Origin of the sequence: Bacillus sp. FSL R12-0074, assembly GCF_038005725.1 — a bacterium.
Classification (GTDB): domain Bacteria; phylum Bacillota; class Bacilli; order Bacillales; family Bacillaceae_G; genus Bacillus_A; species Bacillus_A mycoides.
Genome location: NZ_JBBOTR010000001.1, coordinates 4,973,577 through 4,990,002, shown reverse-complemented (window position 1 = coordinate 4,990,002; position 16,426 = coordinate 4,973,577). Strand labels below are relative to the sequence as shown.

General features: G+C 36.7%; 13 protein-coding genes and 2 pseudogenes. 13 read left to right on the top strand and 2 right to left on the bottom strand.

Annotation, left to right across the window (positions count from 1 at the left end; translation table 11 throughout):
- The first annotated feature begins 124 nt into the window (after nt 1-124).
- The 4 genes and pseudogenes from NSS97_RS26120 (at nt 125) to hpf (ending at nt 3,240) form a co-directional block, all read left to right on the top strand.
- Nucleotides 125-1,349 (top strand): annotated as a pseudogene (locus NSS97_RS26120) (DEAD/DEAH box helicase).
- Nucleotides 1,349-2,053 carry a ComF family protein gene (locus NSS97_RS26115; protein WP_107887211.1) on the top strand — a complete coding sequence of 235 codons (705 nt, stop codon included), beginning with the start codon at nt 1,349-1,351 and terminating at the stop codon, nt 2,051-2,053. The pseudogene NSS97_RS26120 and the gene NSS97_RS26115 overlap by 1 nt, the downstream one beginning before the upstream one ends.
- Before the next feature lie 126 nt (nt 2,054-2,179).
- Nucleotides 2,180-2,377, top strand: a complete 198-nt coding sequence (gene cspC / locus NSS97_RS26110; RefSeq protein ID WP_001990088.1) for a cold shock protein CspC — start codon at nt 2,180-2,182, stop codon at nt 2,375-2,377.
- A 320-nt stretch (nt 2,378-2,697) separates the two neighbouring features.
- Nucleotides 2,698-3,240: a ribosome hibernation-promoting factor, HPF/YfiA family gene (hpf, locus tag NSS97_RS26105; protein WP_002034758.1), complete on the top strand. Its 543-nt coding sequence runs from the start codon at nt 2,698-2,700 to the stop codon at nt 3,238-3,240.
- Nucleotides 3,241-3,343: 103 nt separating this feature from the next.
- On the opposite strand, the gene NSS97_RS26100 is transcribed toward hpf, so the two are convergent.
- Entirely contained in the window at nt 3,344-3,787 is a 444-nt protein-coding gene (locus NSS97_RS26100) for a VOC family protein (RefSeq protein WP_002139133.1), read from the bottom strand.
- An 82-nt stretch (nt 3,788-3,869) separates the two neighbouring features.
- Here NSS97_RS26100 and NSS97_RS26095 point away from each other — a divergent pair.
- From NSS97_RS26095 to NSS97_RS26060, 8 genes and pseudogenes are all read left to right on the top strand, one after another.
- Nucleotides 3,870-4,807 (top strand): annotated as a pseudogene (locus tag NSS97_RS26095) (helix-turn-helix transcriptional regulator).
- Between the two features lie 253 nt (nt 4,808-5,060).
- Nucleotides 5,061-7,568, top strand: a complete 2,508-nt coding sequence (gene secA, locus NSS97_RS26090) for a preprotein translocase subunit SecA (protein WP_002034761.1) — start codon at nt 5,061-5,063, stop codon at nt 7,566-7,568.
- Nucleotides 7,569-7,711: 143 nt separating this feature from the next.
- A protein-coding gene (gene prfB / locus NSS97_RS26085; RefSeq protein ID WP_100248371.1) for a peptide chain release factor 2 occupies nt 7,712-8,810 on the top strand; the annotation gives its coding sequence in 2 pieces (ribosomal slippage) (nt 7,712-7,783 and nt 7,785-8,810; 1,098 coding nt in all).
- 456 nt (nt 8,811-9,266) lie between these two features.
- Entirely contained in the window at nt 9,267-9,590 is a 324-nt protein-coding gene (gene cccB, locus NSS97_RS26080; protein ID WP_002016129.1) for a cytochrome c551, read from the top strand.
- 323 nt (nt 9,591-9,913) lie between these two features.
- Nucleotides 9,914-10,600, top strand: a complete 687-nt coding sequence (ftsE, locus tag NSS97_RS26075) for a cell division ATP-binding protein FtsE (protein WP_003192357.1) — start codon at nt 9,914-9,916, stop codon at nt 10,598-10,600.
- Nucleotides 10,590-11,483, top strand: coding sequence for a permease-like cell division protein FtsX (gene ftsX / locus NSS97_RS26070; RefSeq protein ID WP_002089596.1), 894 nt, complete (start codon nt 10,590-10,592; stop codon nt 11,481-11,483). The genes ftsE and ftsX overlap by 11 nt, the downstream gene beginning before the upstream one ends.
- Nucleotides 11,484-11,601: 118 nt before the next feature.
- Complete coding sequence (locus tag NSS97_RS26065; RefSeq protein ID WP_012261984.1) at nt 11,602-13,038, top strand: S41 family peptidase; 1,437 nt, start codon at nt 11,602-11,604, stop codon at nt 13,036-13,038.
- Between the two features lie 95 nt (nt 13,039-13,133).
- A complete protein-coding gene (locus NSS97_RS26060; protein WP_172798714.1) occupies nt 13,134-14,318 on the top strand; it encodes a PDZ domain-containing protein in 1,185 nt (394 codons plus the stop codon).
- Nucleotides 14,319-14,389: 71 nt separating this feature from the next.
- Here the strand turns inward: NSS97_RS26060 and NSS97_RS26055 are convergent, their stop codons facing one another.
- Entirely contained in the window at nt 14,390-15,271 is an 882-nt protein-coding gene (locus tag NSS97_RS26055) for a LysR substrate-binding domain-containing protein (protein ID WP_107887212.1), read from the bottom strand.
- Nucleotides 15,272-15,420: 149 nt separating this feature from the next.
- On the opposite strand from NSS97_RS26055, the gene NSS97_RS26050 reads away from it, so the two are divergent.
- A complete protein-coding gene (locus NSS97_RS26050) occupies nt 15,421-16,176 on the top strand; it encodes an arylamine N-acetyltransferase family protein (RefSeq protein ID WP_107887213.1) in 756 nt (251 codons plus the stop codon).
- The last annotated feature ends 250 nt before the right edge of the window (nt 16,177-16,426 follow it).

The window sequence follows — 16,426 nt, the reverse complement described above, 5'->3', positions numbered from 1 at the left end:
TAATTGAATAAAAAACGTGTATAAAGTCGATAGCTTACTATTTTATAAGTAGGTTATCGGCTTTTTTGAGTTTTTACGAGATAAAGAGAAGGATTTATAGTAGTGCTGGAGGTGGCTATTGATGATGTTAGCTGGTAGACAGTTACTGTTAGAAGAACTCTCTTCAGATTTGCAGGATAAATTGGATCATCTGAAAAGGAATCGAGACGTCGTTTGTGTACAAGGGGTAATTAAGAAGTCTTCAAAATATATGTGTCAGCGCTGCGGAAATATAGAGCAGCGACTATTTGTATCATTGCTATGTAAAAGGTGCAATGAAGTATGTACGTATTGCCGGAAATGTATAACGATGGGCAGGGTAAGTGAATGTACTGTACTTGTTCGCGGGATTGCTGAAATAAGCGGAGAAAGTTATTTGAATCCGTTACAGTGGGAAGGCGTTTTGTCTGACGGTCAGGAGTTAGCTGCGCAAAGTGTCGTTGACGCTGTTAAGCAGAAAGAATCATTTTTTATTTGGGCGGTGTGCGGGGCTGGAAAAACAGAAATGTTGTTTCGCGGAATTGCAGAGGCACTACAAAAGGGAGAAAGAGTTTGTATTGCAACGCCGAGAACGATTGTTACGTTATTATAGGGCGTTCCATGTCATGATTGTAGATGAGATAGATGCTTTTCCGTATCATGCAGATAAGATGTTGCAGTATGCAGTAAATGAAGCGATGAAAGAGAAGGCAGCACGTATTTATTTAACTGCAACTCCAGATGAAAAGTGGAAGCGTAAGTTGCGAAGTGGTAAGCAAAAAGGGGTTATTATTTCAGGGCGATACCATCGTCATCCATTGCCAGTTCCGATATTTCAGTGGTGCGGAAATTGGAAAAAGGGTCTTATACGTAAAAAAATTCCTCGTGCTTTATTACAATGGTTAAATCTGTACTTATCGAAACGATACCCCATTTTTCTATTTATTCCTCATGTGCGATATGTAGAAGAAATTAGCTAGTTATTAAAATCATTAAACAATCAAATTGACGGTGTGCATGCAGAAGATCCGGCGAGAAAAGAGAAGGTAGCAGCTTTCAGAAAAGGAGAAATCCCTTTATTAGTTACAACGACGATTTTGGAACGAGGAGTAACTGTGAAAAATTTACAAGTTGCAGTTTTAGGAGCTGAGGAAGAAATATTTTCAGAAAGTGCTCTCGTTCAAATTGCAGGGCGTGCTGGCAGAAGCTCTGATGAACCGCATGGAGATGTTATCTATTTTCATTATGGAAAGACAGAGGCGATGGTGCGTGCGAAAAAACATATTCAAAGTATGAATAAGAATGCTAAAGAACAAGGATTGATAGATTGATGCATTGTCTACTTTGTGATGAGTATATTTCATATGCGATTAGTTGGTACACTTTTTTTGTTAAGCTTCATAAAAAGTATATATGTGATAGATGTGAACAAAAACTTTCCTATATTATAGGAGATATTTGCAAGGAGTGTGGTCGGCCTTTAGAACTTGTACCAGCTGAATATAAAAACGGGGATATTTGTATGGACTGCATAAGGTGGACGAACGAGCAGGGGTTTCCGCCTCTCATAAATCGTTCGTTGTATGTGTATGATGAAGCGATGAAAGAAATATTAGCACAGTTTAAATTTCGAGGAGATGCTGAATTAGTGCATATTTTTCATCAGCCTTTTCGAAGTCTTTTTCAAAAATATTTTGCGAATGTTTCAGTTGCCATTCCTGTTCCTCTTAGTGAAGAGCGAGAATACGAGCGTGGTTTTAATCAAGCGGAGTTACTAGCTTCTTGTTTGCCTATCAAAATGTTTTGTACATCATTAAGAAGAATTGAAACAGAAAAACAAAGTAAGAAGAAGCGTAAAGAAAGGATATCAGGAGTTAATCCTTTTTATTTTCAGGGAGAAGAGATGTTTCATGAGCAACATGTTTTAATCGTGGATGATGTGTATACGACAGGAATTACTGTTAGGCAAATTGGAAGCCTTTTGTATGATCGAGGAGCGAGAGAGGTTTCTTGTTTGACGCTTTGTAGAGGTTAATATGTGAATGTCGAAAGGGGTAATAAAAAGACGACAGGTCTTCTTTGACTTACAGTCTTGTCATTCGCTATAGTCAGAATATGGGGCGAATGCCCTGATTTTAAGAGTGAAGGGAATGGAATGAACATGCAAGGACGAGTAAAATGGTTCAATGCAGAAAAGGGATTTGGGTTTATTGAGCGTGAGGATGGTGACGATGTGTTTGTTCATTTTTCTGCTATTCAACAAGATGGGTATAAGTCGTTAGAAGAAGGTCAACAAGTGGAGTTTGATATTGTTGATGGAGCACGTGGGCCACAAGCGGCTAATGTTGTGAAACTGTAAAAATTAAGTTTTTGGAAAAGATAGAGCTGTATTTTTAACAGCATTATATAGATGGCGAAAGCTCTTGCTCGTAACAAGGGCTTTTTTGTTGTGGGTAAGTTGTCAAAAAGTTGTTTCTTTTCTGTAACTAATTGTCCACAGTTACATTCGTTATTCATGATGTTAATAGGATAAAATAAAGATAGAAACGATGCATCTTTTCATTTCAACAAAAAACGATAAAAAAATCGCAATTCCACTAATTTTTCAAAAAAATTAGAAGGAGTTTTTAAGCCAATGTCGAAATTATAGTACATAGGCTTGAAAGGAGGAATTCATCTATGAAATTCAACATTCGTGGTGAAAATATTGAAGTAACTCCAGCATTAAAGGAATATGTAGAGAAAAAACTAAGTAAATTAGAGCGTTATTTTGATACATTCCCAGAGATTAAGGTTAATTTAAAAGTATACTCTGACAAGCAACGCATCGAGGTAACAATTCCATTTACAGATTTATTACTTCGTGCAGAAGAAACAAATAGTGATATGTACGCTGCGATTGATTTAGTAGTTGATAAAATTGAGCGACAAATTCGTAAACATAAAACAAAAGTAAACCGTAAATTACGTGAGAAAGGTTCTGTGAAAACTAACTTTATCCTTCCAGAAGCAGTAGCTGTTCTGGATGCGGTAGAAGAGGATGAATTAGAACTTGTACGTACAAAACGATTCGATTTAAAACCGATGGACGTTGAAGAAGCGATCTTGCAAATGGATATGCTAGGACATAGTTTCTTCGTCTTCACAAATGCTGATACAAATGAAACTAATGTTGTATATGGCCGTAAAGATGGGAAATATGGTTTAATCGAAACTAAATAATCATTCAAAAGCGCAGCCGAAATGGCTGCGCTTTTTTTATATGTTTTTGCCTTCCTATCTTGTAATATTGATATGAATTTAAATGGCTTATTCGTAATGAAATTTAGAAGTCATGTTTTGTAACGGTCAATTGTATTACTATTCCAAAAGGATCTCGCACAATGGCGTAACCAGGGCTGAAGGAGTTTTTTTCAAAGGGTGTTAAAATATAAACCTCATCATGTTGAATTAGATTGTGATAGAGTGCTTCAATGGTTTGGAAATCTTTAGATTGAATGCATAATGATGAGCTATTACTTAATTGCCAAGGGCGTGTGGAATCCACTGCCTGTTCTGCAATCATAATTTTATTAGTGCCAATTTGTAAAACGGAATGGGTAATATAATGTTCTTGGCTTTCTTTATACGTGAAATTCGGATCTATTTCTTTCATTTCTTTATAATTCTTTTTAAATAAAACTTTTGCGTCTAAATACTGTTCGTAAAATGCAATTGCTTTAGCACCTTGCCCATTTAATGATAAAAAAGGGATTACTTCAAAGTTCATTGTATTGCCTCCTTCATATATGTTTACACTTATTACTATACAAATATAAGGTGCCAATATGTGGCACCTATAGGGAGAGTTTATGAAAAAAGTTGAGCGTTTAAATCAGATGCTACGTTTTATTAATCAAAAACAAATATTCACATTGAAAGATTTAATGGATGAATTTCAAATTTCAAAAAGGACAGCTTTACGTGATATTGCATCATTAGAGGAAATGGGTGTACCTCTTTTTGCAGAGTATGGTCGGTATGGAGGGTATCGTTTAATAAAAACGATGACATTACCACCGATTTCATTTACAAATCATGAAGTTTTTGCACTTTATTTTGCAATGCAGGCACTAAGTAGTTTTGTAAGTATTCCTTTTCAAATCTCGTTTCGTTCCATTAATAAGAAATTTTTAGATAGTGTTTCGTCAAAACAGCGTGAGCAAATTGAAAACTTGCAAAAAAGAGTATCCTTTTTCATTTGGAACAAGCACATGAATGTGGTTATCTAGAAGAGATTTTGTTAGCTGCTGTTCAAAATAGGGCTTTAACTATAAACTATGTAACGCCGAAACAAACGACAATGCGCCGTATTCAGCCGATTTCGATTTATGCAATGAAAGGTTATTGGTATTGTCAGGCTTACGATTTAGATAAAGCGACTTATCGAGTGTTTCGCTGTGATCGTATTAGGTCGTTAGAAATGGTAGATGCTCAGGATAGTCTGGATTTGGAAAATATAAATATACATAACGCACATAGTCTTTGGAAGGCAACTGAACAAGCTATTCAATTTAAATGCTCAATTACTGCGAGGGGGATAGAGATATTCAAGCAACAACAATATCCTTCGATGAAATTATGGGAAGAATGTGAAGATACATATTTAATAGGAACTTATGAGCCTGCTGAAATCAACTTTATCATTTCATATCTAGCTAGTTTTGGTAAAACTATAAAAATAATTGAGCCATCTTCTTTAAAAGAGAACTTGAAAGAATACTACTTAGATTTAATACAAAATTTGTAACGAAGAGATAGTAGTTTGTTGGAAAAAATAAAATAAAATAAAAACTTTTTCTGAATCTATGGCTCGACATTTGGACGATTGTTGTCATAGTTATAAGACAAGTGTTACAATTATCATTAGGTTTATACATTTTAGTTTTTTAATTAGGAGAAAAATTGGCATAACATAAATTTGATTTTTATAACGACTGATTGTAAAGAGAAAAAGAAAGCAATCGGAAGTTTTATTTTAATAAAAGAGGAGCGTATTTCCTATGATCGGTATTTTAAAAAAGGTATTTGATGTCAACCAACGCCAAATTAAACGTATGCAGAAGACAGTGGAGCAAATTGATGCATTAGAATCATCTATTAAGCCGCTAACTGATGAACAATTAAAAGGAAAGACGATTGAATTTAAAGAACGTCTAACAAAAGGTGAGACAGTAGATGATCTACTTCCTGAAGCTTTTGCGGTTGTTCGTGAAGCAGCGAATCGTGTTCTTGGAATGCGTCCATATGGCGTACAGCTAATGGGTGGTATCGCCTTACATGAAGGAAATATCTCTGAGATGAAAACAGGTGAAGGTAAAACGTTAACATCTACTTTACCTGTATATTTAAACGCATTAACAGGAAAAGGTGTTCACGTTGTTACAGTCAATGAATACTTAGCGCAACGTGATGCGAGCGAAATGGGACAACTTCATGAGTTCCTTGGCCTAACTGTAGGGATTAACTTAAATAGTATGTCACGTGAAGAGAAACAAGCTGCTTATGCTGCTGATATTACGTATAGCACAAATAACGAGCTTGGGTTCGATTACTTACGTGACAACATGGTGTTATATAGAGAGCAGTGCGTTCAGCGTCCACTTAATTTTGCTATCATCGATGAAGTCGATTCTATTTTAGTCGATGAAGCACGTACGCCGCTTATTATTTCGGGACAAGCTCAAAAATCAGCAGAGCTATACATGTTTGCAAATGCATTCGTTCGTACATTAGAAAATGAAAAAGAATATTCATTTGATGTGAAAACGAAAAATGTAATGTTAACAGAAGATGGTATTACGAAAGCTGAGAAAGCTTTCCATATCGATAACTTATTCGATTTAAAACATGTAGCACTTCTTCACCATATTAATCAGGCGCTTCGTGCACACGTTGTTATGCACCTTGATACAGATTATGTTGTACAAGAAGGCGAAATCGTAATCGTAGACCAATTCACTGGTCGTCTTATGAAAGGTCGTCGTTATAGCGAAGGTTTACATCAAGCTATTGAAGCAAAAGAAGGCGTAGAAATTCAAAATGAAAGTATGACGCTTGCAACAATTACGTTCCAAAACTACTTCCGTATGTACGAAAAATTATCTGGTATGACTGGTACAGCGAAAACGGAAGAAGAAGAATTCCGTAGTATTTACAATATGAATGTTATCGTAATTCCAACGAATAAAGATATTATTCGTGATGATCGTGCTGATTTAATCTTCAAATCAATGGAAGGTAAATTCAATGCAGTTGTTGAGGATATTGTAAATCGTCATAAGCAAGGGCAACCTATTCTTGTTGGTACAGTTGCAATTGAAACGTCAGAGCTTATTTCAAAAATGTTAACACGTAAAGGTGTACGTCATAATATCTTAAATGCAAAAAACCATGCGCGTGAAGCAGATATCATTGCAGAAGCTGGTATGAAAGGCGCTGTAACAATTGCGACGAATATGGCTGGTCGTGGTACGGATATTAAGTTAGGCGACGATATTAGAAACGTTGGCCTAGCAGTTATCGGTACAGAGCGTCACGAAAGTCGTCGTATTGATAATCAGTTACGTGGTCGTTCTGGTCGTCAAGGGGACCCTGGTGTAACACAGTTCTACTTATCAATGGAAGACGAACTAATGCGCCGCTTCGGTTCTGACAATATGAAAGCGATGATGGATCGCCTTGGTATGGATGATTCACAGCCAATCGAAAGTAAAATGGTTTCTCGTGCTGTAGAATCTGCGCAAAAACGTGTGGAAGGAAATAACTATGATGCACGTAAGCAGCTATTGCAATACGACGATGTACTTCGTCAACAACGTGAAGTAATTTATAAACAGCGTCAAGAAGTAATGGATTCAGAGAACTTACGCAGTATTATTGAAGGTATGATGAAATCTACGATAGAACGTGCTGTTGCACTTCATACGCAAGAAGAAATCGAAGAAGATTGGAGCATTAAAGGTCTTGTCGATTACTTAAATACAAACCTTCTTGAAGAAGGAGATGTAAAAGAAGAAGAGTTACGTCGCCTTGCTCCAGAAGAAATGAGCGAATCAATCATCGCGAAATTGTTAGAGCGTTATAATGAAAGAGAGAAGCTTCTACCTGAAGAGCAGACGCGTGAATTCGAAAAGGTTGTTGTATTCCGTGTTGTAGATACGAAATGGACAGATCATATCGATGCAATGGATCACCTTCGTGAAGGTATTCATTTACGTGCTTACGGACAAATCGATCCACTTCGTGAATACCAAATGGAAGGGTTCGCAATGTTCGAGTCGATGATCGCTTCTATTGAAGAGGAAATCTCTCGTTACATTATGAAAGCTGAAATTGAGCAAAACTTAGAGCGTCAAGAAGTTGTTCAAGGTGAAGCTGTTCATCCATCAAGCGATGGCGAAGACGCGAAGAAAAAACCGGTTGTAAAAGGTGACCAAATGGGACGCAACGATTTATGTAAATGCGGTAGTGGCAAGAAATATAAAAACTGTTGTGGCATTGGGCAGTAATAGGGAACTGTAGTTCAGGCTGCTTTGCAAACTTTTACATCAAAAATGTATAATGAAAAGGTTTAAACTCTCTCCGTAATAAGTGGAGAGAGTTTCCCTTGTTTTCATATGAAAGTAACAGCAATTACATAGAGGTGAAGGAAATGGAATTAGTAGAAATTAGGCAAGAACTAGAAAAAATGGCTAAGAGATTAGCGGCTTTTAGGGGGTCTCTTTGACCTTCCTACTAAGGAAAAACAAATTGCAGAATTAGAAGAAACGATGATGGGCGCAGGATTTTGGGATGACCAACAAGGCGCACAAGCTGTAATTAATGAAGCGAATGCGCTGAAAGATATGGTTGGAAGGTTCCGTCAGTTAGATGAGACGTTCGAAAACTTAGAAATGACGCATGACTTACTTAAAGAAGAGTATGATGAAGATTTACATGAGGAACTAGAATCAGAAGTGAAAACTTTAATTCAAGAAATGAATGAGTACGAGCTGCAGTTACTATTAAGCGATCCTTATGATAAAAATAACGCTATTTTAGAATTACACCCAGGTGCAGGTGGAACAGAGTCACAAGACTGGGGTTCTATGTTATTACGTATGTACACGCGCTGGGCTGAAAAACGTAGGTTTAAAGTAGAAACGGTTGACTACTTACCAGGCGATGAAGCTGGTATTAAGAGTGTTACATTATTAATTAAAGGTCATAACGCTTACGGTTACTTGAAAGCGGAGAAAGGTGTACATCGTCTTGTACGTATTTCACCGTTCGATTCTTCAGGTCGTCGTCATACATCGTTCGTATCTTGTGAAGTTGTACCTGAGTTCAATGATGAAGTTGAAATTGAAGTGCGTACAGAAGATTTGAAAATAGATACGTATCGTGCAAGTGGTGCAGGTGGACAGCACGTTAATACGACAGATTCAGCAGTTCGTATAACTCATCTACCAACAAACACGGTTGTAACATGTCAGTCAGAGCGTTCTCAAATTAAAAACCGTGAGCATGCGATGAAAATGCTAAAAGCGAAATTATATCAAAAGAAATTAGAAGAACAACAAGCACAATTAGATGAGATTCGCGGAGAGCAAAAAGAAATTGGATGGGGCAGCCAAATCCGTTCTTACGTATTCCACCCGTATTCTCTTGTGAAAGACCATCGTACAAATACAGAAGTTGGTAACGTACAAGCAGTTATGGATGGGGAAATTAATCCGTTTATTGATGCGTATTTACGTTCTCGTATTTAGTAAGAGAAAAAGCCAACAGAATTGTTGGCACATGCTGAGGTCCAAGAGGATATAAAGAGGCTTATCTTATTTATATTGATGAAATAAAGAGGAAGAGAAGTTGGAAACGACAACTTCTCTTTTTGATGAGATTATATGTAGAATACAATGCCGTATATTGTTTTGTAAAAGGTAGAGAATAGTAAAACAAAGTGGTAATAGAGTAGGACTTTATATAGAATTTCTCAGTTTTGATTGGAGAAAAAGGCTCTTTATAGAACTTTCTAAGGTGTTCACAGAATTGAAACAATTTATGAAAGCTTATTTTATTAGGCTTCTCACTATATTTGTGAAAAATATGAAATACACCTTAGTTTTTCTATATAAAGATAATGCTTATAATGAATATTGAATGTGTTATGAAAACTATTGCCTAATTATGAATGAAAAGAATATCAACAATGGGGAGCGATAGAAGTGAAAAAGAAATTGTTGGCTATTACGCTGGGGACATCGGTCGTTTTTGCTTTAGGAGCATGTGGAAATAAAGAAGAGAGTAAACCATCAAAACAATCTGCAAGCACAGATAGCGCAGAGCAAATTTACCAAAAAAGTTGTATAGGTTGTCACGCTAAAGATTTATCAGGAGCAACTGGACCAGATTTACGAAAAGTAGGACAGAAATATGACGCAGCAGAGATTGAAAAGATTATTGAAAAAGGCCGCGGTTCAATGTCACCAGGAATTATTCAAGGTGAAGATGCGAAAAAAGTAGCTGAATGGTTAGCGGAGCATAAATAAGAAACGTAATTAATAAACGAGCTGATTGTATAACTTGACCGAAAAGTGCTTCGAGTTAAGTAATTACATGAGCTCGTTTACCTTTTATTAGGATGTAACATAAATGTAACAAAATTGTATCCGAATTGGAAACCGATTGATGTTACAATGGGGTTTGTAGAATTTTGATGAAATATATTACATAGAGTAGCGTTGCTAATAAAAAGCATGTATGGAAGCTACCTTCAACAAGAATGGTCGAATGAAAATAAAGGTTTTTCTTTTATTTTCAAATGTACAGAAAAGTATTTCTAAAAAAATCATTAAGTATTGGGTGATAAATAATGATAAAAATGACGAATGTTTATAAGGAGTACCCAAATGGTATGAAAGCCATTGCTGGTCTCACAGTTAACATTAAACAAGGTGAATTCGTATACGTAGTTGGACCGAGTGGAGCCGGAAAATCTACATTTATTAAAATGATGTATCGTGAAGAGAAGCCATCTACAGGATCAATTAATGTAAATGGACTTGTAATTGAAACATTAGCAGAAAGAGATGTTCCATATTTCCGTCGTCAATTAGGCGTGATTTTCCAAGATTTTAAATTGCTACCTAAATTAACGGTATATGAGAATGTTGCGTTTGCTTTAGAAGTAATTGAAGAAGAGAAGGAAGCGATTCGTGAGCGCGTTACAGAAGTGTTAGGTCTTGTTGGTCTTGAAGAGCGTGCCGATGCACTTCCAAATGAGCTTTCGGGTGGAGAGCAACAACGTGTGGCGATTGCAAGAGCGATTGTAAATAAGCCAAAGGTTGTAATTGCCGATGAGCCAACAGGTAACTTAGATATTGAAACAGCTCTTGATATTATGAAGATTTTTAAACGTATTAATGAGCGTGGTACAACGATTGTTATGGCGACACATAACGCAGATATCGTAAATACAATTCGTCATCGTGTAATTGCAATTGAAGGCGGAAAAATTGTTCGAGACGAGATTGAGGGAGGATACGGATATGAAGGCTAAAACCCTTAGTCGACATTTGCGAGAAGGTGTGAAAAATCTATCCCGTAACGGATGGATGACATTTGCTTCTGTAAGTGCAGTAACAGTTACATTATTACTTGTAGGTGTCTTTTTGACAGCGATTATGAATATGAACCATTTTGCGACGAAAGTAGAGCAAGATGTAGAAATTCGTGTGCATGTTGATCCAGCAGCAAAAGAAGCTGATCAAAAGAAATTAGAAGAAGATATGAGTAAAATTGCGAAAGTAGATTCTATTAAATATTCTTCTAAAGAAGAAGAGTTGAAACGTTTAATTAAAAGCTTAGGCGATAGTGGAAAAACGTTCGAGTTATTTGAGCAAGATAACCCACTGAAAAACGTATTTGTTGTAAAGGCGAAAGAACCAACAGATACGGCAACAATTGCGAAAAAGATTGAGAAAATGCAGTTTGTAAGTAATGTTCAATACGGTAAAGGTCAAGTTGAAAAATTATTTGATACTGTAAAAACTGGTCGTAACATCGGGATTGCGTTAATTGCGGGTCTTCTATTCACAGCGATGTTCTTAATCTCTAACACAATTAAAATTACAATTTATGCTCGTAGTACTGAGATTGAAATTATGAAACTTGTTGGTGCAACAAACTGGTTTATTCGTTGGCCGTTCTTGTTAGAGGGATTATTCCTAGGAGTATTAGGATCAATTATTCCAATTGGCCTAATTTTAGTTATGTATAATTCGTTGCAAGGTGTGTTTAATGAAAAACTTGGCGGAACAATTTTCGAGCTTCTACCATACAACCCATTCGTATTCCAATTAGCTGGTTTATTAATGTTAATCGGTGCATTAATCGGTATGTGGGGAAGTGTAATGTCAATTCGTCGCTTCTTAAAAGTATAAAAAGTTGCAAACATAATTCGTACAAGCTTATCATATAGTAGAAATAGGTAAAGGCATCACACATCGTGTGATGCCTTTTGCTACACCACCTGTGTGTTCTGGAAAGGGGAATTCCGCATTGAAACGTAGAGTTGCAATTATTGGAATGGTTGTTGCATTTTTAATTGGTGCTGGCGGGATGTTTGGTGGTATGTACTGGTTTGGGATAAACCCAGCGTATGTAACACAAACAGTATCGAATGGTAATGCTGGCACAGCGCAAGGAAATTTGGTAAAGATTAATGAGGCGTATGCACTAATTGATTCACGTTATGTGGAAGACGTGAAAGACGACAAATTAGTCGAAGGTGCGATACAGGGAATGTTGTCTACGCTGAAGGACCCTTATTCCACGTATATGGATAAAGAAACGGCAAAACAGTTTAGTCAGTCACTGGATCCTGAACTTGAAGGGATTGGAGCTGAAGTGAACAAGACGGACGGTAAGCTTATTATCGTATCGCCAATTAAAGGTTCACCAGCAGAAAAGATAGGAATTAAACCGAATGACCAAATTTTATCTGTAGATGGAAATAGTGTGAAAGATTTATCACGTGAAGAAGCAGTATTAAAAATTCGTGGTAAAAAAGGAACGACTGTTGCAATTGAAATTAAGCGCGCAGGAGTGGCTGATCCGATAGAATTTAAAATTAAGCGTGAAAAGATTCCGATTTTCACTGTATTTAGTTCCGTAAAGCAAGATAGCGGAAAAGATATCGGTTATATGCAAATTACTTCTTTCGCTGAAAATACTGCGAAAGAATTTAAGGATCAGTTAAAAGAGCTAGAGAAGAAAAACATAAAAGGCTTAGTTATTGACGTGCGTGGTAATCCTGGCGGTTATTTAAATAGTGTAGAAGATATACTAGGAGACATCATGACAGATAAAAAACCAATGCTACAAGTAGAACAGCGAAATGGTGAGAAGAAGAAATTCTCTACGGAACTGAAAGAGAGAAAGTCATATCCAATTTCAGTATTAATTGATAACGGAAGTGCTTCTGCTTCAGAGATTTTAGCTGGTGCGCTAAAAGAAGGAGAAGGATACGATTTAATTGGTGAAAAAACGTTTGGTAAAGGTACTGTTCAACAGGCTGTTCCATTTAAAGATGGCAGCAATATTAAATTAACAATGTTTAAATGGTTAACACCAGATGGCAATTGGATTCATAAAAAAGGAATCGCGCCAACTGTAGAAGTGAAGCAACCAGATTATTATCATGCGACACCAATTCAAATTGAAAAGACACTTTCATACAATTCAAATGATGTACAAGTAAAACACGCACAAGAAATGCTTAAGAGCTTAGGATATGTACCAGGACGTGAAGATGGATACTTTAGCAAAGAGACAGAATCAGCACTAAAAGCATTCCAAAATGCGAATGAGATGGAAGCAACAGGACAACTTGATAAAAAGACAGCTGAAGCGATTCAAACTAAAATCATTGAAAAAATCCGTTCTGGAGAAAATGATTTACAATTACAGACGGCATTGAAATTAATAGCGAAATAAGAAAGAATACAGGCACTTTGATGCCTGTATTTTTTTATGTGTTAAATATGATAAGATAAAAAGAAAGAATGATATAAATGGTGGTGAATGAATTCGTGGAGGCATGGCTTTTTGAAATACTACGAGCAGTTGGACGTTTTTTCTTACACCCTGCTGTCTATGTATTTTTAATTAGTAGTATCTTCGTTGGATACTTACGTATATTACGAGAACGAAAAGATTTTTCTTTTAAAGTATATGATATTTGGTTTGAACTACGAACAACTCTATTTGCAGGTATTGGGTACGGATTAATCGTATCCATTATTACGATTGGGCTTGGGCTTGTTGTTTCAAAAGCGAGTTTATGGGCAATTTTACTTTGGACGTTATTATTCGGATTAACTGCTATGTATCGATATTTATCTGTAGCTTATACTTTCGGAATCGCGATTGCACTCGTGTTGTTATCGTCTAAGATGCCAGTTTCCTTCTTACAGCTTGGAGAAGGTGAAGAGGGTACGATTGTATCCCTTGCTATTTTACTAGGCGTTATGCTCGTTGTAGAGGGTTTATTAATCTCTAAAAATGCAGTTCGTTATTCTACGCCGAAAATTAACAAAGGTAAGCGTGGGCTACGAATTGGACTACATGAATCCAATCGTTTATGGCTTGTACCAGTATTTATTCTTATACCAGGAGACGCGGTGACAGGATTTATTTCTTGGTGGCCTGTCGTTTCAATAGGTTCGACTACATACTCTTTATTCCTCGTTCCATTTTTAATTGGATTTATGAGAAAGGTTAGAAGTTATGAGCCGACGGAAGCTTTATTATTTACAGGAAGACGCGTCTATGGTTTAGCGGGGCTCGTACTCGTTTTAGGTATCGCAAGTTACTGGTGGCACGTACTCGCAATTATCGCGATGGGAGTCGCAATGCTTGGACGCTTTACAATCTCGATGCAAGAGAAAATTGCAGACGAGAAAAGACCAGCATACTTTGCCGCACGTAATGATGGACTTGTTGTGTTAGATACAATTCCGAATACAATTGGGGCAGAGATGAATTTAAAGCCTGGAGAAGTTATTACGAAAGTAAATGGAATCATTCCAAGAAGTACCGAAGAGTTTTATGACGCGCTTCAAACGAAGACGACAGGAGCGTTTTGTAAATTAGAAGTAGTAGATACAAATGGTGAGCTTCGTCTTGCTCAAACGGCATTATACGCCGGGGGACATCATGAATTAGGTGTTGTATTTGTTCAGCAAGAGCACGAGTGGGATTCGGAAGCTATATAATCATTAAAATGAAATGAAAGAAGAGTCTGTATAACATTGTAGTTATACAGACTCTTCTTTTTTGTTACAATTTACGGTTTTACTTGAGCATAATGTTGTACAACAAACTCGCGAAACGTTTGTGCAGCAAGTGATAAGTAGTGTTTTTCATTCCACACTAAATGAGGCGTCCAATGGCAAACGGGCTCTTCAATATGGAGAAGCGTCAGTGGGGGTAATTCCTTTTTTGCTGCAATTGGTAAAAAGGCAACACCAAGACCGGTGCGCACTAAGCCGCTGATGGCTGCAGGTTCATCCCCTTCACATACGACATTGGGCGTAAACCCAGCCCGCCTGCAGAACTTGTCTGTAATTTCACGGAAGCTGTATCCTGGCTTTAGGGAGATGAACGGATCATCTGCTACTTCACTTAGCTTGATACGGTGGCGATTTTTGAGACGATGTGTACTCGGCACAGCTAGTACAATCTCTTCGGTCATTAATGGAAGACTATAGATTCCTAGTCGATCAATAGGTGAAGGAGTAAGACAAAAGTCGATTTCGCCGTTTTCAAGGAGTTGAACTTTCAATTCTTCTGTGGATGCCTGCGTTATGCGGAAGTTAATATGTGGATATAAGTCTAGAAAAGGTGCTAGTAATTCAGATACTCGATTTAAGGTCGTAGTAGCTATTAAAACACTTCCACGTTCTAATCCAGCCATGTCTGTAACTTGTCGTTTACCTACTTCCAGTGCCTCAAGGGCTGTATCTACTTGCTTGAGAAAAGCTTTTCCGAAAGTGTTTAGACGAATTTGCCTCCCGACTCGATCGAATAAGGGAACTCCTAATTCTTCTTCTAATCGAGCGATAGTAACACTTAAAGCTGGTTGGGAGATATGAAGTTCCTGTGCCGCTTTTGTTATATGTTCCGTACGAGCGACTGTCTTAAAATACTTGAGCTGCAGTAATTCCATAAAATGTGTTCACCTTCTCTTATATACTCAAAGTTATTAATATGATAGTTATTTTATATTTTTGTTTATCAATAATCAATTTTATAATATGAGTGTGAAAAGAAACATTATAAAAAGAAATATAAATAAAAAAATGAGGTGGATGATTTTTGGATATTCAAAAATATTTAGAACATATTCAATCTGAAAAAAGAGAGGTAAGTTTCCCTTACTTATCTCATCTTCAAAAACAACATGTACTCAACGTTCATTTTGAGAATCTTGATATTTTGGCAAGAAAACCGCTATCTTTGCGTGAAGAAGATTTATATCAAAAAATTGTTCATGCGAAGCAGGGTGGCGTGTGCTACGAGTTAAACGGAATATTTTATTTTCTGCTAAAAGAATTAGGTTTTGACCCGTATCTTATGGCAGGAACAGTATATGTAAGAGAAGGGATTTGGGCTCTTGAAAATGCTCACTTATTCATAATCGTACCAATTGATAATAAAGAATACTTGGTGGATGTAGGTATGGGCGGTAATTCGCCACGAATTCCTGTTCCGCTGAATGGAGAGGAAGTTGTAGATAGTGATGGCCTTTACCGAGTAAATAAAGATGAAACAACATCGTTTTATCATTTGCAAAAAAAGACTGATGGTGAATGGGAGATTCTATATCGATTTGAGCAGCCTTCCCATAAATGGAACTTGTTGAACATTCATCCAATCTGTGTCTTAACTGAAACAGCTCCAGAATCAATGTTCAACAAGATGTATTTCCTTTCAAGAGTGACAGAAAATGGGCGTATCACTTTGTTAGGAGACACGCTAATTATCGTTGATGGAAAAGAAAAAACAAAAGAAAAACTAGAAAAGCATGAGATTGAAGAAACTGTTCGTCGCTATTTCCAAATCCAAATGTAGTGGGGAAACTTTAGGGAGGGTTAATATATAACTTTAAATCTACAAGTTAAACTGTTTATTGCACAGTGGGAAATAAACGGATAAGAACGTAGAAAAGCAAAAGGTGTGTTGAAGGTATTACAAGTTTCGAATTGTTCACAAGATGTATTTGTGAAAAAATAGAAGGATCGCACGCTATAAGTGGGCACATTTATTTGAATACGATAAGTAATATATATAAATGAAGCCTAATTTCTCATTGATATAAATG